Origin of the sequence: Nonomuraea marmarensis (genome assembly GCF_043197025.1) — a bacterium.
Lineage (GTDB): Bacteria > Actinomycetota > Actinomycetes > Streptosporangiales > Streptosporangiaceae > Nonomuraea > Nonomuraea marmarensis.
The window spans coordinates 240,831-257,731 of sequence record NZ_JBICRM010000008.1; the positions used below are offsets into that span (position 1 = coordinate 240,831).

Consider the following 16,901-nt stretch of genomic DNA (forward strand, 5'->3'; position numbering starts at 1 on the left):
TGCGGCCTTGTGCGTGACCATGCTGGATGATCTGGAAAACTGACATCTTGTGGATGGTTACCTCGGCGTCATCGTGATCGTGGCCGTCGTCGCCCTGCTGGCGGCCGGCGGTCTCTTCCTGCTCTTCAGGCCGGGTCGCAAGGCGGCCCCGCCGGTCAAGCCGCCAGAGGAGCCCACGCTTCCCGAGGAGAAGCGGCCCGCGGGCGAGGAGGCCGAGGGCGCGGTCACCACGCTGCCGCCGCCCGCGAAACCGGCCGAGCCGGTCGTAGTCGCGCCCGAGATCGAGGTGCCGCCGCCGTCCGCGGGCCGGATGGTGCGGCTGCGGTCGCGGCTGGCGCGGTCGCAGAGCGCGTTCGGGCGCGGGCTGCTGGAGCTGCTGTCCCGCGACCGGCTCGACGACGACGTGTGGGACGAGATCGAGGAGAGCCTGATCACCGCCGACGTGGGCGTCGGGCCGACCCGTGTCATGGTCGAGGAGCTGCGCACCAAGGTCAAGGTGCTGGGCAGCCGCACGCCCGACGAGGTGCGCGGGCTGCTGCGCGACCAGTTGCTCGCCCTGATCAACCCCGACCTCGACCGCACGCTGCACGTCCAGAAGCACGGCGAGCGGCCCGCGGTGGTCCTCGTCGTAGGCGTCAACGGCACCGGCAAGACCACCACCACCGGAAAGCTCGCCCGCTCGCTCGTCGGCGACGGCAAGAAGGTCGTGCTCGGGGCGGCCGACACGTTCCGCGCGGCGGCCGCCGACCAGCTCCAGACCTGGGGCGAGCGGGTCGGCGCCGACGTCGTGCGCGGCCCCGAGGGCGGCGACCCGGCCTCCGTGGCGTTCGACGCCACCGCCAGGGGCATCGAGGAGAAGGTCGACACCGTCATCGTCGACACCGCCGGCCGCCTGCACACCAAGACCGGGCTCATGGACGAGCTGGGCAAGGTCAAGCGGGTCATCGAGAAGAAGGCCACGGTCGACGAGGTGCTGCTCGTCCTCGACGCCACCACGGGCCAGAACGGCATGCGCCAGGCCCAGGTGTTCGCCGAGGTGGTGAACATCACGGGCATCGCGCTGACCAAGCTCGACGGCACCGCCAAGGGCGGCATCGTGATCTCGGTGCAGCGGGAGCTGGGCGTCCCGGTCAAGCTCGTGGGGCTGGGCGAGGGGCCCGACGATCTGGCGCCGTTCGATCCCGAGGTCTTCGTGGACGCGATCCTGGGAGACTGACGTTTCCGGCCGCAGGTCAGGTGCGCGGCCGGATCGGGACCACCAGGGGCGTCCCCGCCACCGGATCCTCGATGATCTTGGCGTCCAGCGCGAACACCTCGCGCAGCAGTTCCTCGGTCAGCACCTCGTGCGGGGTGCCCGAGGCGATCACCTGCCCGTCGCGCATGGCCACCAGCCGGTCGGCGTAGCGGGCGGCCAGGTTGAGGTCGTGCAGGACCATGACGACCGTACGGCCCGCCTCCTGGTGCAGGTGCCGTACGAGCTCCAGCACCTCCACCTGGTGCGCCAGGTCGAGGAACGTCGTGGGCTCGTCGAGCAGCAGCAGGTCCGTGCCCTGGGCCAGGGCCATGGAGATCCACGCCCGCTGCCGTTGCCCGCCCGACAGCTCCTCCAGCGGTCGTTCCGCCAGGTCGGCCAGGCCCGTCATGGCCAGCGCCGCCGCGACCGCGCCCTCGTCGTCCGATGACCACTGCCGGTACCACGTCTGGTGCGGATGCCGGCCCCTGGCCACCAGGTCGGCCACGGTCAGTCCCTCGGGGGCGATGGGCGCCTGGGGGAGCACGCCGAGGATCTTGGCCACCTCGCGGGTGGGGATCTTGTCGATGCGCTTGCCGTCGAGCAGCACCTCACCGCCCTGGGGCTTGAGCAGGCGGCCGAGCGCGCGCAGGAGCGTGGACTTGCCGCAGCCGTTCGGGCCGATGATGGTGGTCACGGTGCCCGCCTCGATGCCGAGATCCAGGCCGTCGACGACGGTGCGGTCCCCGTACCCGAGCTTGACGGCGGCGGCCTGCAGCCTCATTTGCGTGACCTCCAGATCAGGTGGATCAGGTACGGGGCGCCCAGCACGGCGGTGACGATGCCGACGGGCAGTTCGAGCGGGGAGAACGCGGTCCTGGCGATCAGGTCGGCGGCGGTGGTGAGCAGGCCGCCGATGACCGCCGAGCACAGCAGCGGCGGCTGGCCCGAGCGGGCCAGTCTGAGGGCGATCTGGGGCGAGGCGAGCGCCACGAACGCGATCGGGCCCGCGGCGGCGGTGGCCACGGCGGCCAGCAGCACGGCGGCCAGGATCATCAGGGCGCGGGCCAGGTTCATGCGGACGCCGAGCGCGGTGACCGTGTCGTCGCCGAAGCGCAGGGCGTCGAGGGAGCGGGTGCCGAGCAGGGTCAGCGGGACCAGTACGGCCAGGGCCAGCGCCGTGGGCGTCACGTGCTCCCAGCCACGGCCGTTCAGCGAGCCGCTGATCCAGACCATGGCGCGGCTGGTGTCGTTCACGTCGCCGATGGTCAGCAGCCAGAACTTGACGTTGGTGAACACGGCGGCCACGCCGATGCCGACGAGCACCAGGCGGTAGCCGTCCAGGCCGCGCCGCCACGCCAGGCCGTACACGATGGCCGCGCCGATCAGGCCGCCGAGCAGGGCCAACGCGGGGATGCCGAGGGCGGACAGCAGGCCGCTGGTGCCGCCGTACACGCTGCCGCTGGCCACCACGCCGGCCACGACCGTGACGGAGGCGCCGGTGGTGACGCCGAGGATCTCGGGGCTGGCCAGGGGATTGCGCGCGATGGACTGGATGATCGCGCCGGACAGCGCGAGCGCGGCCCCGACCAGGGCGCCGGTGAGGGCGCGTGGCAGACGCAGCTCCATGATGACGAAGTGGGCGGGGCTGTTGACGTCGAACGTGCCCGCCACCACCTCGGCCAGCGTCATGTGCAGGTCGCCGATGCGCATGTCGAGTGCCATGAGCAGGACGAGGAGCACGAGGCCCGTCAGGGTGACGGCGACGCCGCGCAGGCGTACCTGCCAGGACAGTCCGCCGACGCGCAGGGGGAGAGTGGTCATCACAGGCGCACGGGCTTCCTGCGGCGGACCAGGGCGACGAAGAACGGGGCGCCCATCAGGGCGAGCACCACGCCGACCTCCAGCTCTCCCGGCGGGGCCACCACGCGGCCGATCACGTCGGCGAGCAGCAGCAGCGCCGCGCCGATCAGCCCCGAGTACGGCAGCAGCCACCGGTGATCGGTGCCCGACAGCGGGCGGACCAGATGCGGCACGATCAGCCCGATGAACGCCAGCGAGCCGCAGGCGGCGACCGACGCGCCCGACAGCAGGGTGACGGCGGCGATGCCGACGGCGCGGGTCATGGCGATGTTCTGGCCGAGGCTGCGGGCCACGTCCTCGCCCAGCGAGAGGGCGTTCAGGCCGGTCGCGTTGAGCATCGCGAGGAACAACCCCACCACGATGAACGGCAGCACCTGCCACACCACGTCGGCGCCCCTGGCCGCGATCGAGCCCGCCTGCCAGAACCGGAACACGTCCATCGCCTGCTGGTCCAGCAGCACGATGGCCGAGGTGAGCGCGTACAGGAAGGCACTCACTGCCGTCCCCGCCAGCGCCAGCGTGACCGGGGTCGGCCCGCCCCTGCCGCCCACCATGCCGAGCGCGAACACCCCCACGCTCGCGACCAGCGCGCCCGCCAGGCCGAACCAGATGTAGACGAGCAGGCTGGAGACGCCGAACAGGATGATCGAGGCCACCATCGCGAACGCCGCCCCCTGCGTGACGCCGAGCAGCCCCGGGTCGGCGAGCGGGTTGCGGGTGTGGCCCTGCATGAGCGCGCCCGCCACGCCGAGCGCGATCCCGGCGAGGACTCCCAGGACGGTCCTGGGGATGCGGAGCGAGCGGATGACGATGTCGTTCTCGGTGCCGGTGGGGGCGGTGAGCGCGTGCCAGGCGTCGGGCAGCGGCACGGACTTGGAGCCGATCGTGACGCTCAGCACGACCGCGACCAGTACGGCGGCGAGCAGCGCGAACAGGACCGTGAGCCTGCGGTGACGGATGCCGTGGAGACGCGGTGCCATGGCGGTTGCGCTCACCCACGTCCTCCTCAACATTTGCCCGATCCCGGTGAAGTATGCCAGCTTAGGCAGGGCTAACCTAATTTAGGGTTGCCTTACTTCTTGGCCTCTTCGAAAGGGATCTGATGAGATCGTTGCGTGTGCTGGTCGGCGCTCTTCTCGTGGCGGGGCTGGCCGCCTGCGGTTCGGCGGAACCCGCGGCCGCGCCCTCGGCGAGCGCCCCGTTCAGGACCGTCAAGCACGCCATGGGCGAGACGAGGATCCCGTCCCAGCCGAAGCGGGTGGTGGCGCTCGACCAGAGCTTCGTCGACGCGGTGCTCACGCTGGAGACGCCGGTGGTGGGGTACACGACGTACCGGTCGATCGACACCACGCTGCCCGGCTACCTCGGGACGGTCGCCGAGCAGTACGGCAAGGAGGCCACCCCGGTCGGCACCCTGGAACAGCCGAGCCTGGAGAAGATCATCGCGCTCAAACCCGATCTGATCGTCTCGGCCAAGGTCCGCCACGAGGCCCTGTACGACAAGCTGTCGAAGATCGCGCCGACCGTCTTCAGCGAGACCACGGGGGCCATCTGGAAGGCGAACCTCCGGCTCATGGGCCAGGCCCTGGGCAAGGAGCAACTCGCCGACACCAGGATCAAGGAGTTCGAGGAGCGGGCGGGCAAGATCGGCGCGGCGATCAAGGAGAAGGACGGCGAACTGCCGACGATCTCGATCGTGCGCTTCGCCGGTGAGCCTACGACGCGGCTGTACGTGGAGAACTCGTATTCGGGCGTGGTGCTGAAGGACGTCGGTTTCCCGCGCCCCGAGGGCCAGCCGGCCGACCCGAAGGCCATTGCGGTGGACGTGAGCCAGGAACGCATCGCGGACCTGGACGCCGACCACATCTTCGTCGCGACATATCCGGATCCTTCGTCGGATGGGCCGAAGGAGAAGTTCGTGAACAACCCGCTCTGGGGCAAGCTCAAGGGGGAGAAGCACGAGGTGAGCGACCTGACGTGGATGAGTGCGGTGGGCATCCAGGGGGCGCAGGCGATCCTGGACGACGTGGCCAAGCTCTTCGCCGTGGACCCGGCCAAGGCCTAGCCGGCGAGGAACGCGCGGAATTCCGCCAGGTGGGGCTCGATGTCCAGGTGCTGGTCGGCGAGCCAGCCCGGGTTGCCGTACGTGCCCTTGTACCGGTCGCCGCTGTCGCAGATCAAGGTGACGATGCTGCCCGTGTCCCCGGACTCGCGCATCTCGTTGATCAGGTCCACGCAGGCCGCCATGTTCGTACCAGTCGAGCCGCCCACGTTCAGGCCCGTGACCTCACGGGTCCAGTGCATGGCGGCGATCGAGCGGGCGTCCGGCACGGCGATCATGCGGTCGATGACGGACGGCAGGAACGAGGGCTCCACGCGGGGGCGGCCGATGCCCTCGATGCGGGAGCCCGGGGCGGTGAGCGAGGTGTCGCCCGAGACCCAGCTCGGGTAGAAGGCCGAGCCCTCCGGGTCCACGACGGCCAGGCGGGTGGGGTGGCGGCGGTAGCGGATGTAGCGGCCGATGGTGGACGATGTGCCGCCGGTTCCGGCGCCGACGACGATCCAGGACGGTTCCGGGTAGGGTTCAAGGGAGAGCTGGGAGAAGATGGATTCGGCGATGTTGTTGTTGCCTCGCCAGTCCGTCGCCCGTTCCGCGTAGGTGAACTGGTCCATGAAGTGGCCGCCGGTCTCGGTGGCCAGGCGGTGAGATTCCTCATAGATCGCGCCGGGATCGGTCACGAGGTGACATTTCCCACCGTAAAACTCGATGAGATGGCACTTCTCCGGCGAGGTGGACGCCGGCATCACGGCGATGAACGGCAGGCCCAGCAGGCGGGCGAAATACGCCTCGCTGACGGCGGTGGATCCGCTCGACGCCTCCACGATCGTCGTGGTGGGGCCGATCCAGCCGTTGGCCAGACCGTAAAGGAATAGAGACCGGGCAAGTCGGTGTTTCAGTGAACCGGTTGGGTGCACCGACTCGTCTTTCAGGTAGAGGTTTACACCCCAGTGCGAGGGCAGCGGAAAGACGTGCAGATGTGTGTCACAACTACGGTTGGCGTCGGCTTCGACCTTACGGATCGCCTCCGCCACCCAGCGGCGGATCCCCGTGTCGTGACGGTCCACGAAACTCATGCACATACGCTATCTCATGTGACTCTCGCCACTATTACTGCGAAATTGGGTGAGTAGTGTTATGATACCGAGACTTGTCCGGCCGTGGACGTGACCACGCACGCCGCGAGCAGATGGACGGAACTCCCTTCTGGCCAAGGCGGAAACCCTAACGCGTCCCTTACCTGGGACTTGCGATGATGGAACCGCCGTCAGGCGGCTTTGTGCCGAAACGGGGGATAGCGCAAGGGGGAATGAATTGATCACTATGACCGATGAGCAGCGTCAGGACTGGTTCGAGCGCGATGTCGTGCCCGTGACGTCGCAGCTGTTCGCTTCCGCCATGCGCCTCACCCGTAACGCCGCCGACGCGGAGGACCTGGTGCAGGAGACCGTGGCGAAGGCGTACACGTCTTACCACCAGTTCCGCGAGGGCACCAACCTCAAGGCGTGGCTGCACCGGATCCTCACCAACAACTTCATCAACGACTACCGCAAGAAGCAGCGCTCGCCCAAGCTGTCCGCGGCGGAGGACGTCGAGGACTGGCAGTTGCACGCCGCGGAGTCGCACAGCTCGACAGGGCTGCGCTCGGCCGAGACCGAGGCGCTCGATCGGCTGCCCGACAACGTCGTGATGAACGCCCTGCGGTCCCTCCCCGAGGACTTCCGCGTGGCCGTCTACCTGGCCGACGTCGAGGGGTTCGCGTACAAGGAGATCGCCGAGCGCATGGGCACCCCCATCGGCACGGTCATGTCCCGGTTGCACCGTGGCCGCCGCCAGCTGCGCGGCATGCTGGAGGAGTACGCCCGCGAAGAGGGCACCGTACGCCTCCCCGCCCAGCGCGCCGCCTAGGACCCCATATCGAGATGCCCCATGTTGAGATGAAGGCGGACGCGTAACACGCCGCCTTCCGCACGCAGCTCCACGAGATCGCAGAGCTGACGACTGATCCAGAGCCCGTATCCCCGAGGGGACTCGGGCTCAGGTGGTATGTAGCCGGGTAAGGGGTCGTCCAGGGCGCCGCCCGGGTCGGCGATCTCGCAGACGAGATCCCCGCCGTTCACCCACATCGTGATCGTGCCGTATCCGGCGCCGTGCTCCACGCTGTTCGCGGCGATCTCCGAGGCGCTGAGCACCAGCGACGTGATGAGGTTGCGGTCCATGCCGGCCGCCCTGGCGTAGTCGCCGACGCTCTGGCGCAGCCGCTTCAGCTCGCGGGCGGTGAAGCGGATGGTCTCGGCGCCGGCGCCCGGCTCGGGCAGGGGGGCGCGGTCGCCGTTCAGCACCAGGTCCTGCGGCCGGACGAACCGGCTGCTGGCCGCCTCGCCGTCCGCGCCGAGCAGCAGGGGATGGTTCACCGGGCCGAAGTCGAGCACGGTCTCGGGGACCTTGCGGACGTGGTACAGGCACAACATGACCGTCGCCGCCGCGCTGAGCGCGGCGTTGAGCACGGACTCGTAGCGGATGAGCTCCCTGACCTCGCGCTCGCTCCTGCCCTCCCAGCTGGGCTCGTTGATGACGAGGGTACGCCGGCCGCGCGTGTACTCGTGGTAGGCGGCCAGAGTCCGGTACGGGTGCGCGTACCAGGCGGTGGAGACGCGGCTGTCGATGCGCCCGGCGTCGTCCCCGAGGGCGTCGGCGAGCAGGGCGAGCTTGGTCGCGCACGTGATCACGAGCACCCGCCTGCCCTCGTCCAGGGCGGCTCGCACGCGCGGCACGGCCACGGCCAGAAACGCGGCATCCGAGTCGTATGGCACCGCGATGTGCCTCAACGACTCACCATCGGAACGTGCCCGGTCAGGGCGCACGGGCGAAACGTAGCAAGCGCTAGAGGGGCTGCGCAACGGCTATCAACGCCACCGCCCCGAGCGCGCAGGCCACACCGGCCACCTGGATGGCCCGCAGCCGCTCCCCCAGCACCTGTCTGGCCAGCAGCAGGGTGCTCGCGGGGTAGAGCGAGACCAGCACGGCGACCAGGCTGAGCAGCCCGTCCTGCTGGGCCAGCAGGTAGAGCACGTTCGCCGCCATGTCGAGCACGCCGGCCGCCACGATGATGTGCAGCGAGCCCGCGCCCGGCCTGAGCGCGCGCCGCGTGACCACGGCCAGCAGGGCCACCATGGACACCGACGAAAGCCTGGCGCCGACCAGCGGCCACAGGCCCGCCTCGTCCGGGGCCATGGCGAGCATGATGAAGAAGCCGCCGAACCCGGCCCCGGCGGCCAGCGCGGTCAGCACGGACGCGAGCGAGCCGCGCCCGGCGGACTTGTCCTGGCTGACCAGCAGCACGGAGCCCAGCGCCAGCACCACGCCCACCAGCGCCCAGAACTCGGGCCGCTCGCCCGTCGCCAGCCCGAACACCACGGGCAGCGTCGCCGAGGTCACCGCGGTCGTCGGGGCGACCACCGACATGACGCCCGTGGCCAGCGCCCGGTAGAACAGCACCAGCCCGGCGGCGCCCGACAGGCCCGCGGCCAGCCCCCAGGACAGCGCGAGGCCGCTGAACGTGCCCGGCAGCAGCGGCAGCAGGCCGAGGATCAGCGCCAGGCCCGCGATCTGCGACAACACGACGACCGATAACACCTGGGATCGGCGGGTGGCCAGGCCGCCGAAGAAGTCGGCCGTGCCGTACACCACCGCGCATGCTGTCGCCAGGATCACTGTCACGTTTCCTCCAGTGTGGTGCAACAGGATGTACGTCTAGTACAACACATTGGTGCAGTGAGTTTCACTAAGCTGCACCCATGGAAGATCCGGACCTGATCAACCAGGCCATCGCGAACAACGTCCGCGCGCAGCGCTCGCACCGCGGGCTGACGCTGGACGCGCTGGCCGCCAGGTCGGGCGTGAGCAGGGGCATGCTCGTCCAGGTGGAGCAGGGCCGGACGAACCCGAGCGTCTCCACGCTCACCAGGATCGCCTCCGCCCTGGGCGTGACCGTGGCCAGGCTGGTGGAGGTCGCCGACGTACCCGTGGTGCGCATCGTGGACAAGTCCGACGTGGTCACGTTCCACCAGGGGGACGTGCAGGCGCGGCTGCTCGTCGGCGCGGACATGCCGATGATCCTGGAGTTGTGGGACTGGCGGATGGCGCCCGGCGAGCACCACGACGGCGACGCCCACCCCGCGGGCACCCGCGAGATGCTGACCGTGCTGGCCGGCGAGCTGACCCTGACGGTCTACGGCAAGAGTCACGTGATCAGCCAGGACGACGCGGTGCTCTTCACCGGCGATCGGCCCCATCGCTACGCGAACCGGGGCAAGGAGGAGCTCAGGTTCGTGATGGTCGTCGCGGAGCCGCGCGAGACGCACGACCAATAACACCGAACACCCTCCAGATCACCCCGTGGAGTTTGATGATTACTCCATGTCTTGGACGGCTGTTGCCCGTTGTTGGGTACATCCCTTGTGTACGGCGGAACGTCGGCAGGGGGTGGCGTGTGAGTGAGGCCCGAGCGGCGACGGAGAAGCTCCAGGTGGAGCTCCATGGTCTGGGCGTCACCAGCGCGTACGACGTGGGCGACGACGCGACCATCTCCGTGTGGATAGGCCTGGTTGTACGGTACCGAGACGGGTTTTACCGCTGGCAGGAAGGGCCGGTGAAACGTCGGCATCTGGGTACGGATCCGGTTGGATGTGCCATGCGCGTGGCGCGCCGCTACAAGGAACTTCAGGCGGATGTCCCACTCTGGTGGGACGACCTGGCCAGGGAACTGCGGGGGAGACCGGTCCAGGACTATCCGTAGGCCCCCGCATGCGGCGTTTCGGGGGGAAATATGCGCATCTGGGCCTTGCCGCTGGCCCTGCTCACCCTGGCGGGTTGCGTCACCCAGTCGGTGCCGCGCCGCCAGCAGCCGAGGTCGCCGGTGGCACCCTTCAGGATCTTCGTCGTCGATCCGCTGACGCTGGCCAGGCAGCTGGCGTCGATTCAGGCCGGGTGGCCGCGTAGCCGTAAGTTCGACTGCGCCCGGCTCAAGTGCGTGGCCCTGACCTTTGACGACGGTCCCGGCCGGTACACCGCCAAGTTGCTCGACATACTGCGCAGGCGTGACGTCAGGGCCACGTTCTTCGTCGTCGGGCAGATGGTGGCCGCGGACAAGGGCGGGCGCACCGTACGCCGGATCGCGGACGACGGCCACGAGCTCGGCAACCATTCCTGGAGCCATCCTTCGCTGACCGGGCTGTCGCAGCAGGAGCTCAAACGTCAGCTCAAGTACACCGAGAACATCGTGCAGCGGCTGACCGGGGTTCGGATGCGGGTGATGCGGCCGCCGTACGGGGCGACGGACGACGACGTCGCGGCGGAGACGCGCCGCGAGGGCCTCGCCCAGATCCTGTGGAACGTCGACACCCTCGACTGGCGCGACCGGGTGGCCTCGATCGTGGCCAAGCGGGCCGGTCAGGCCAAACCCGGATCGATCATCCTTTTGCACGACATCCACGGCAGCACCGTGGACGCCGTGCCGGCCATGCTCGACGCGCTCGCAAAGAAGGGGTACACGTTCGTCACAGTCTCGGAGCTGTACGGCAAGACGCCCGCGCCCGGCCGGAGGTACACCGAACGATGACCGGCTGCCCGGGTTGTCGGTGCCGCATGGCACCCTTGTCGGCATGGGTTTCACCGGCTTCCCCGACGAGGCGTTCCTCTACTACGAGGGACTCGAGGCGGACAATTCGAAGACCTACTTCGCCTGGCACAAGCATCTTTACGAGGACGCCGTGCGGGCGCCCATGCTCGCGCTCACCGACGAGCTGGCCGCGGAGTTCGGGTCGGCCCAGCTCTTCCGGCCCTATCGTGACGTGCGCTTCGCCAAGGACAAGTCGCCATACAAAGTGCATCAGGGTGCCTTCGTCGACCTGCTGCCTGGGATCGGGCTCTATGTGGAGGTCAGCGCGGCGGGGCTGTTCGCGGCGGGCGGGGTCTACACGCAGGCCTCCGACCAGGTGGCGCGCTATCGCGCGGCCGTGGACGAGGACCTCACGGGCAAGCCCCTGTCGTCGATCACGGACGCGCTGGTGGCTTCCGGCTACGCGCTGCAGGGCGAGCGACTGAAGACCAAACCGCGCGGGTTCACGGAGGACCATCCACGCATCGACCTGCTGCGACACAAGTCGCTCTACGCGGGGGTCCGCTTCGAGCCCGAGCCGTGGGTGCACACAGCGGAGGTCCGGGAGCGGGTGCAGTCCTCGTGGCGCGCCTTCGGCCCACTGCTCGACTGGCTCTGCGCACACGTCAGGGGCAGCGAACTCCCACGCCGCTGACGCACCCGCCCACCGACGCCGGGTCGGCGGGGCGTCATACGCGGCGTTCGTCGATGAACGAATCAGGCGCGCTTGGCGCGGGCCGCGGCCCGGCCGCGGATCGCGGCGTCGAGCACCACCTTGCGAATGCGGATCGCGCCCGGAGTGATCTCCACGCACTCGTCCTCGCGGATGAACTCCAGCGCCTGCTCCAGCGACAGGCTGCGCGGCGGGATCACCTTTTCCGTCTCCTCACTGGTGGAGGAGCGCATGTTGGTGAGCTTCTTCTCCTTGGTGATGTTCACGTCCATGTCGTCGGACCTGGAGTTCTCGCCAACGATCATGCCTTCGTAGACCTCGGTCGTCGGCGGGACGAACAGGGTGCCGCGCTCCTGCAGGTTGAGCATCGCGAACGGGGTCACCGGGCCGGACCTGTCGGCCACCAGCGAGCCGTTGTTGCGGGTGCGCAGCTCGCCGAACCACGGCTCGTAGGAGTCGAACACGTGGTGCACCAGGCCGGTGCCGCGGGTCTCGGTGAGGAACTCCGTACGGAACCCGATCAGCCCCCGCGCCGGGACCACGAACTCCATCCGGATCCAGCCGGTGCCGTGGTTGGTCATGTGCTCCATGCGGCCCTTGCGCACGGCCAGGAGCTGGGTGACCGAGCCGAGGTATTCCTCCGGGCAGTCGACTGTGAGGCGCTCGACGGGCTCGTGCACCTTGCCGTCGATGGTCTTGGTGACCACCTGAGGCTTGCCGACGGTCAGCTCGTAGCCCTCCCGGCGCATCTGCTCGACCAGGATGGCCAGCGCCAGCTCGCCGCGGCCCTGCACCTCCCAGGCGTCGGGCCGGTCGGTGGGCAGCACGCGCAGCGACACGTTGCCGACCAGCTCCTTTTCCAGCCGGTCCTTGACCATGCGGGCGGTGACCTTCGAGCCCTTGACCTTGCCGACCAGGGGCGAGGTGTTGGTGCCGATGGTCATGGAGATGGCCGGCTCGTCCACCGTGATCAGCGGCAGCGGGCGTGGGTCGTCGGGATCGGCCAGCGTCTCGCCGATCATGATCTCGGGAATGCCGGCGATGGCGATGATGTCACCGGGGCCCGCCTCCTCGGCCGCCTTGCGCTCCAGGGCCTCGGTCATGAGCAGCTCGGTGATCTTGACGCGCTGGACCGTGCCGTCGGTGCGGCACCAGGCCACCTGCTGGCCCTTGCGGATGACGCCCTGGTGAATCCGGCACAGCGCGATGCGGCCCAGGTAGGAGGAGGCGTCGAGGTTGGTGACGTGCGCCTGGAGCGGCGCGTTCGGGTCGAAGGTGGGCGCGGGGATGGTCGACTTGATGATGTCGAACAGCGGCTCGAGGTCCTCGGAGTCCGGCATGCCGCCGTCCTCGGGACGGTTCATCGAGGCCCGCCCGGCCTTGGCCGAGGCGTACACGATCGGGAAGTCGATCTGCTCCTCGGTGGCGTCGAGGTCCATGAACAACTCGTAGACCTCGTCCACGACCTCCTTGATGCGGGCGTCGGGGCGGTCGACCTTGTTGATGCACAGGATGACCGGCATTTTCGCGGCGAACGCCTTGCGCAGCACGAAGCGGGTCTGCGGCAGCGGCCCCTCGGAGGCGTCCACCAGCAGCACGACGCCGTCGACCATCGACAGGCCGCGCTCGACCTCGCCGCCGAAGTCGGCGTGGCCGGGGGTGTCGATGATGTTGAGTGTCATGCCGCCGTGCTTGACCGCGGTGTTCTTCGCGAGAATGGTGATGCCCTTCTCGCGCTCCAGGTCGTTGGAGTCCATGACACGGTCATCGACGTCCTGGTTCGCACGAAAGGCCCCGGACTGCCAGAGCATGGCGTCGACCAGCGTGGTCTTGCCATGGTCGACGTGCGCGATGATCGCGATGTTCCGCAGGTCGTCGCGGCTGTTCAAAGGCATGATGACGTCTCGCTCTGTGTCGTGGGGGCGGCCGCGCGAAGTCGCGACCTTATAAGTCTAGTTGATCCCCTCTGATGGCAAGAGCGGGACAAGATGGCGGCGAGCGTACGCGCGGGCGTCGTCGTCGTTACCGTGCGGGGTCGTCTCGGATTACCTACATAGTCGGTTGCACAATTGTGCGCATGGCAATCATGGCTCGGGTCCATAGATTGGCGGCATGACCTGGACAGAGCTGGTGATGGCCGCAGCACCGATCAAGGGCGACCAGCCGGCTGTGAGCGACGTCAGGACCGGCGAGGTGTTGTCGTACGCGCAGTTCATGAGACGTGTCACGCGCGCCGCGGCGGGGCTGCGGCGCGAGGGCCTGCGCTACGGCGACCACGTGCTCGTCAACGTCCCCCTCGGCGCGACGCTGCCCGTCGCGGTCCACTCCGTCGCCTGGGCGGGCGGGGTCGCGGTGCTCAGGCCCTCCGGCTCGGCCCGCATGATGATCACTCAGCGGGACTACGACTCCGCGGCGAAGGTTGAGCAGGTCTACTCCTTCCAGCCGGCGCCGGGCGCCAGGCCGTTCAGCGAGCTGCTCAACGAACGCGCCGTCGAGTTCGGCCCGCTGGCGGGTCCCGCGATCACGCTCGACGGCGAGCGCATGTTCGACCACGACGAGCTGGCCACCGACCTGCGCAGGCTGGCCACGCGGCTGGTGGTCGGCAAGGACGACGTGGTGATCAACGCGGTCAGTGAGCCGTTCAGGGGGCTGCGGGTGGTCGATCTGGCCATGATGTCCGGCGCCCACGTCGTGGTCGCCCACGAGCCCAGCCTGGTCGGCTGCCGCGTGCTGGCTCAAGAGCGCCGGGCGACCATGGTCGTCGCGCCGTACGACCTGGCCAGACGACTGCTCGGCGATCCGATCCTGCGCGTCGTCGACGAAAGGGCGGTCGTGAGCTCGCTTGGCCTGTGAAAAGTGCGACACTGTGGGAAAAGTGTGATCCTTCCGCGACGCAGGGTGAACACATGCCGGAGCCCCCACGGCAGAGCGACGCCCGCGTGATGATCTCCGACCTCCCGCGGGCGCTGGACGCGGCGGACGAATCACGCGTACGGATCGTGATGAGCGTCGCAGACCTGAGCGTCCTACATTCATATCCAAGCAGTCGCGAACTCTGCACGGAAAGTGATCGCATCGACTCCTGAAGCGGTGGAGACTGAGCACGGATGTGATCCTCCCGCGAACACTTGGGCCCCACATGACCGCGCAACTCCCGCACAACCTGCCCGCCGAGCCCAACCCTTTCGTCGGACGCGCGAGAGACGTGGCCGAGTTGAGCGCGCTGGTCCACGAGGAACGCGTGATCACGCTGAGCGGGGTGGGCGGCATCGGCAAGACCCGCCTGTCGTTGCGCGTGGCGGCGACGGCGGCGCCCCGGTTCGCCGACGGGGTGTGGCTGGTCGAGCTGGCCCGGGTCCGAAACCCCGCGCTGATCGTCAACGAGATGGCCGAGGTGCTCGGCGTGCGCGACGAGGTCCCGGGGCGGCTGCTCGACGGGCTCCGCGTACGCCTGCGCGCGGCCAGGACGCTGGTCGTGCTGGACAACTGCGAGCACCTGGTCGGGCGGTGCGCCGAGCTGGTGGCCTGGCTCATCGCCGAGTGCCCTGAGCTGCGGTTCCTGCTCACCAGCCGGGAGCCGCTGCACATCCCGGGCGAGCTGATCTGGCGGGTGCCGCCGCTGGAGTTGCCCAACGACCACCATCCCGACGCCGAATCCGTGCAGCTCTTCGTCGAGCGGGCGCTCGCGGCCGGCGCCCGCGGGGTGACCGAGAGCATGGACGACATCGTACGCCTGTGCCGCGCGCTCGACGGTCTGCCGCTGGCGCTGGAGCTGGCGGCGGCCCGCACCAGCTTGCTGAGTCCCGGCCGGATCGCCGACCGCATCGGCAACCGGTTCGGGCTGCTCACCACCGGCGACCGTACGGCCTCCGCCAGGCAGCGCACGCTGCCGGCCACCGTCGAGTGGAGCCACGAACTGCTCCAGCCCAAGGAGCGGGTGCTGCTGCGCCGGTTGTCGGTGTTCGCCGGGCTGTTCGACCTCGGGCTGGCCGAACGGGTGTGCGCGGACGGCGGCATCCTGCGCCGGGCCGTCCTGCCGGACCTGCTCGCCGGCCTGGTGGACAAGTCGCTGGTGCTGCACCACCGCGCGGCCGGCCGCTACCGCCTGCTGGAGACCATCCGCCAGTACGCCGCCGAGCGTCTGGCCGAGGCCGGTGAGGCCGCGCTCCTGCGCAACCGGCACCTGCGGGTGGTCTGCGAGGAGATGGAGCACTGCCACGAAGGGGGCTCGCTGGGCCGCAGGACGCCGTGGCCCGAGCGGTTCGCGCATTTCACCAGGGGCCGCGGCCTGCTCGACGACTGCAGGATCGCGGTCGACTGGGCGGTGGAGTCGGGTGACCCGGTGCTCGGGCTGCGTCTGGCCCGCGCGGCCCTGGCCATCCTGGCGGTCCGCGGCGACCTGGGCGAGAGCGTCGGCTGGCACGAGCGGCTGCTCGCGCTCGACCTGTCCGAGGTGCCCGCCGACCTGATCGCGGCGGCCAAGGACGCGCTCGCCCGGGCGAAGCTCGGTGAGGGCCGGGGGGGCGCTGCTGTGGGCCAAGGATGTGGGCTGAGCGACCGGGCGGCCGAGCACGGGATGAATTCCGGGCGGACTTAAGCTCATATCCATGCCTTTCGCGCCTAATTTCCCCGTGATGCTCAGGACCGAGGACGGGGTCCGCATCGATGCCGCGCACACCCCTTCCGGCCGTACCGACATCGGGATCGTGGTGGCGCACGGCTTCACCGGGTCGTGGCGGGAGCGTGCCGCGCGCCGCATCGTGCACGTGCTCAGCGGGTACGGCGGCGTGGTCGCGTTCGACTTCCGCGGCCACGGCCGTTCCGGGGGCGAGAGCACGGTGGGCGACGTGGAGATCCTCGACGTGGAGGCCGCCGTCAGGCATGCCCGCGTGGTCGGCTACGGCAAGATCGCGGTCGTGGGGTTCTCCATGGGGGCGGCGGTGGCCGTACGGCATGCGGGGTTGCGCGGTGGGGTGGACGCGGTGGCGGCGGTGAGCGGCCCGGCCCGCTGGTACTACCGGGGCACCAAGCCGATGCGCCAGGTGCACTGGGCCATCGAGCGGCCGTTCGGGCGGTGGGCGGCCAGGATGGCCAAGCGTACGAGGATCACCCGCGAGCAGTGGGACCCGATCCCGATGCCGCCGCACGAGGCCGCCGCCCTCATCTCGCCGACCCCGTTGCTGGTCGTGCACGGGGACGCCGACACGTTCTTCCCGCTTGATCACGCGCACCAGCTCTACGCCGGCGCTCGGGAGCCCAAGGAGCTCTGGATCGAGGAGGGTTACGGCCATGCGGAGTCCGCGGCGACCCCCGAACTCATTCGCAGAATCGGCAAATGGATCTCAGCGAACTTTTCGTGAGTAAAACACGTCTACCTAGGGCGGATGGAAAGAAACCATCGGGAGAAAGTCCCAGG

At 69.3% G+C, this 16,901-nt stretch carries 17 protein-coding genes; 10 read left to right on the plus strand and 7 right to left on the minus strand.

Annotated features, from left to right (window positions below; translation table 11 throughout):
* Positions 1–49: 49 nt before the first annotated feature.
* A complete protein-coding gene (gene ftsY / locus ACFLIM_RS15960; protein ID WP_393165932.1) occupies positions 50–1,216 on the plus strand; it encodes a signal recognition particle-docking protein FtsY in 1,167 nt (388 codons plus the stop codon).
* Positions 1,217–1,232: 16 nt separating this feature from the next.
* On the opposite strand, the gene ACFLIM_RS15965 is transcribed toward ftsY, so the two are convergent.
* The 3 genes from ACFLIM_RS15965 to ACFLIM_RS15975 are packed head-to-tail and all read right to left on the minus strand — an operon-like array spanning position 1,233 to position 4,089.
* Positions 1,233–2,015 (minus strand): ABC transporter ATP-binding protein, encoded by a 783-nt coding sequence (locus tag ACFLIM_RS15965; RefSeq protein ID WP_393165935.1) that lies wholly within the window; start codon positions 2,013–2,015, stop codon positions 1,233–1,235.
* Positions 2,012–3,055, minus strand: a complete 1,044-nt coding sequence (locus tag ACFLIM_RS15970) for a FecCD family ABC transporter permease (RefSeq protein WP_393165937.1) — start codon at positions 3,053–3,055, stop codon at positions 2,012–2,014. Before ACFLIM_RS15970 ends, ACFLIM_RS15965 begins: the two co-directional genes overlap by 4 nt.
* Complete coding sequence (locus ACFLIM_RS15975; RefSeq protein ID WP_393165939.1) at positions 3,055–4,089, minus strand: FecCD family ABC transporter permease; 1,035 nt, start codon at positions 4,087–4,089, stop codon at positions 3,055–3,057. Before ACFLIM_RS15975 ends, ACFLIM_RS15970 begins: the two co-directional genes overlap by 1 nt.
* Before the next feature lie 107 nt (positions 4,090–4,196).
* Here ACFLIM_RS15975 and ACFLIM_RS15980 point away from each other — a divergent pair, with 107 nt between their 5' ends.
* Positions 4,197–5,159: an ABC transporter substrate-binding protein gene (locus tag ACFLIM_RS15980; protein ID WP_393165941.1), complete on the plus strand. Its 963-nt coding sequence runs from the start codon at positions 4,197–4,199 to the stop codon at positions 5,157–5,159.
* On the opposite strand, the gene ACFLIM_RS15985 is transcribed toward ACFLIM_RS15980, so the two are convergent.
* Entirely contained in the window at positions 5,156–6,229 is a 1,074-nt protein-coding gene (locus ACFLIM_RS15985; RefSeq protein WP_393165943.1) for a PLP-dependent cysteine synthase family protein, read from the minus strand. The two genes, ACFLIM_RS15980 and ACFLIM_RS15985, sit on opposite strands and share 4 nt — an antisense overlap.
* A gap of 247 nt (positions 6,230–6,476) precedes the next feature.
* On the opposite strand from ACFLIM_RS15985, the gene ACFLIM_RS15990 reads away from it, so the two are divergent.
* Positions 6,477–7,061 (plus strand): sigma-70 family RNA polymerase sigma factor, encoded by a 585-nt coding sequence (locus ACFLIM_RS15990; RefSeq protein WP_393165945.1) that lies wholly within the window; start codon positions 6,477–6,479, stop codon positions 7,059–7,061.
* On the opposite strand, the gene ACFLIM_RS15995 is transcribed toward ACFLIM_RS15990, so the two are convergent.
* Positions 7,058–7,981 carry an anti-sigma factor RsbA family regulatory protein gene (locus tag ACFLIM_RS15995; RefSeq protein WP_393165947.1) on the minus strand — a complete coding sequence of 308 codons (924 nt, stop codon included), beginning with the start codon at positions 7,979–7,981 and terminating at the stop codon, positions 7,058–7,060. The genes ACFLIM_RS15990 and ACFLIM_RS15995 overlap by 4 nt on opposite strands.
* A gap of 55 nt (positions 7,982–8,036) precedes the next feature.
* Positions 8,037–8,873, minus strand: coding sequence for an EamA family transporter (locus ACFLIM_RS16000; protein ID WP_393165949.1), 837 nt, complete (start codon positions 8,871–8,873; stop codon positions 8,037–8,039).
* Between the two features lie 77 nt (positions 8,874–8,950).
* Here ACFLIM_RS16000 and ACFLIM_RS16005 point away from each other — a divergent pair, with 77 nt between their 5' ends.
* The 4 genes from ACFLIM_RS16005 (at position 8,951) to ACFLIM_RS16020 (ending at position 11,467) form a co-directional block, all read left to right on the plus strand.
* Positions 8,951–9,526, plus strand: coding sequence for a helix-turn-helix domain-containing protein (locus ACFLIM_RS16005; RefSeq protein WP_393165951.1), 576 nt, complete (start codon positions 8,951–8,953; stop codon positions 9,524–9,526).
* Between the two features lie 119 nt (positions 9,527–9,645).
* Positions 9,646–9,951 (plus strand): hypothetical protein, encoded by a 306-nt coding sequence (locus ACFLIM_RS16010; RefSeq protein WP_393165952.1) that lies wholly within the window; start codon positions 9,646–9,648, stop codon positions 9,949–9,951.
* Between the two features lie 30 nt (positions 9,952–9,981).
* The gene (locus tag ACFLIM_RS16015; RefSeq protein WP_393165954.1) at positions 9,982–10,773 is read left to right on the plus strand and encodes a polysaccharide deacetylase family protein; all 792 of its coding nucleotides are present in this window, start codon (positions 9,982–9,984) and stop codon (positions 10,771–10,773) included.
* A gap of 43 nt (positions 10,774–10,816) precedes the next feature.
* A complete protein-coding gene (locus ACFLIM_RS16020) occupies positions 10,817–11,467 on the plus strand; it encodes a DUF2461 domain-containing protein (protein ID WP_393165956.1) in 651 nt (216 codons plus the stop codon).
* A gap of 62 nt (positions 11,468–11,529) precedes the next feature.
* Here the strand turns inward: ACFLIM_RS16020 and typA are convergent, their stop codons facing one another.
* The gene (typA, locus tag ACFLIM_RS16025; RefSeq protein ID WP_393165958.1) at positions 11,530–13,380 is read right to left on the minus strand and encodes a translational GTPase TypA; all 1,851 of its coding nucleotides are present in this window, start codon (positions 13,378–13,380) and stop codon (positions 11,530–11,532) included.
* A gap of 217 nt (positions 13,381–13,597) precedes the next feature.
* On the opposite strand from typA, the gene ACFLIM_RS16030 reads away from it, so the two are divergent.
* The 3 genes from ACFLIM_RS16030 (at position 13,598) to ACFLIM_RS16040 (ending at position 16,845) form a co-directional block, all read left to right on the plus strand.
* On the plus strand, positions 13,598–14,338 hold the full coding sequence (locus ACFLIM_RS16030) for an AMP-binding protein (protein ID WP_393165960.1): 741 nt from the start codon (positions 13,598–13,600) through the stop codon (positions 14,336–14,338).
* Between the two features lie 286 nt (positions 14,339–14,624).
* A complete protein-coding gene (locus tag ACFLIM_RS16035; protein ID WP_393165962.1) occupies positions 14,625–16,082 on the plus strand; it encodes an ATP-binding protein in 1,458 nt (485 codons plus the stop codon).
* Positions 16,083–16,092: 10 nt separating this feature from the next.
* Entirely contained in the window at positions 16,093–16,845 is a 753-nt protein-coding gene (locus ACFLIM_RS16040) for an alpha/beta hydrolase (protein WP_393165964.1), read from the plus strand.
* The last annotated feature ends 56 nt before the right edge of the window (positions 16,846–16,901 follow it).

Excerpts from the sequence above, each read along its gene's own strand:
- ACFLIM_RS15965 (WP_393165935.1), bottom strand. The coding sequence starts at position 2,015 with ATGAGGCTGCAGGCCGCCGCCGTCAAGCTCGGGTACGGGGACCGCACC.
- ACFLIM_RS15985 (WP_393165943.1), bottom strand. The coding sequence starts at position 6,229 with ATGAGTTTCGTGGACCGTCACGACACGGGGATCCGCCGCTGGGTGGCG.
- ACFLIM_RS16035 (WP_393165962.1), top strand. The coding sequence starts at position 14,625 with ATGACCGCGCAACTCCCGCACAACCTGCCCGCCGAGCCCAACCCTTTC.
- ACFLIM_RS16020 (WP_393165956.1), top strand. The coding sequence starts at position 10,817 with ATGGGTTTCACCGGCTTCCCCGACGAGGCGTTCCTCTACTACGAGGGA.
- ACFLIM_RS16005 (WP_393165951.1), top strand. The coding sequence starts at position 8,951 with ATGGAAGATCCGGACCTGATCAACCAGGCCATCGCGAACAACGTCCGC.
- ACFLIM_RS16030 (WP_393165960.1), top strand. The coding sequence starts at position 13,598 with ATGACCTGGACAGAGCTGGTGATGGCCGCAGCACCGATCAAGGGCGAC.
- ACFLIM_RS16015 (WP_393165954.1), top strand. The coding sequence starts at position 9,982 with ATGCGCATCTGGGCCTTGCCGCTGGCCCTGCTCACCCTGGCGGGTTGC.
- typA (WP_393165958.1), bottom strand. The coding sequence starts at position 13,380 with ATGCCTTTGAACAGCCGCGACGACCTGCGGAACATCGCGATCATCGCG.
- ACFLIM_RS16040 (WP_393165964.1), top strand. The coding sequence starts at position 16,093 with ATGCCTTTCGCGCCTAATTTCCCCGTGATGCTCAGGACCGAGGACGGG.
- ACFLIM_RS15980 (WP_393165941.1), top strand. The coding sequence starts at position 4,197 with ATGAGATCGTTGCGTGTGCTGGTCGGCGCTCTTCTCGTGGCGGGGCTG.
- ACFLIM_RS15970 (WP_393165937.1), bottom strand. The coding sequence starts at position 3,055 with ATGACCACTCTCCCCCTGCGCGTCGGCGGACTGTCCTGGCAGGTACGC.
- ACFLIM_RS15990 (WP_393165945.1), top strand. The coding sequence starts at position 6,477 with ATGACCGATGAGCAGCGTCAGGACTGGTTCGAGCGCGATGTCGTGCCC.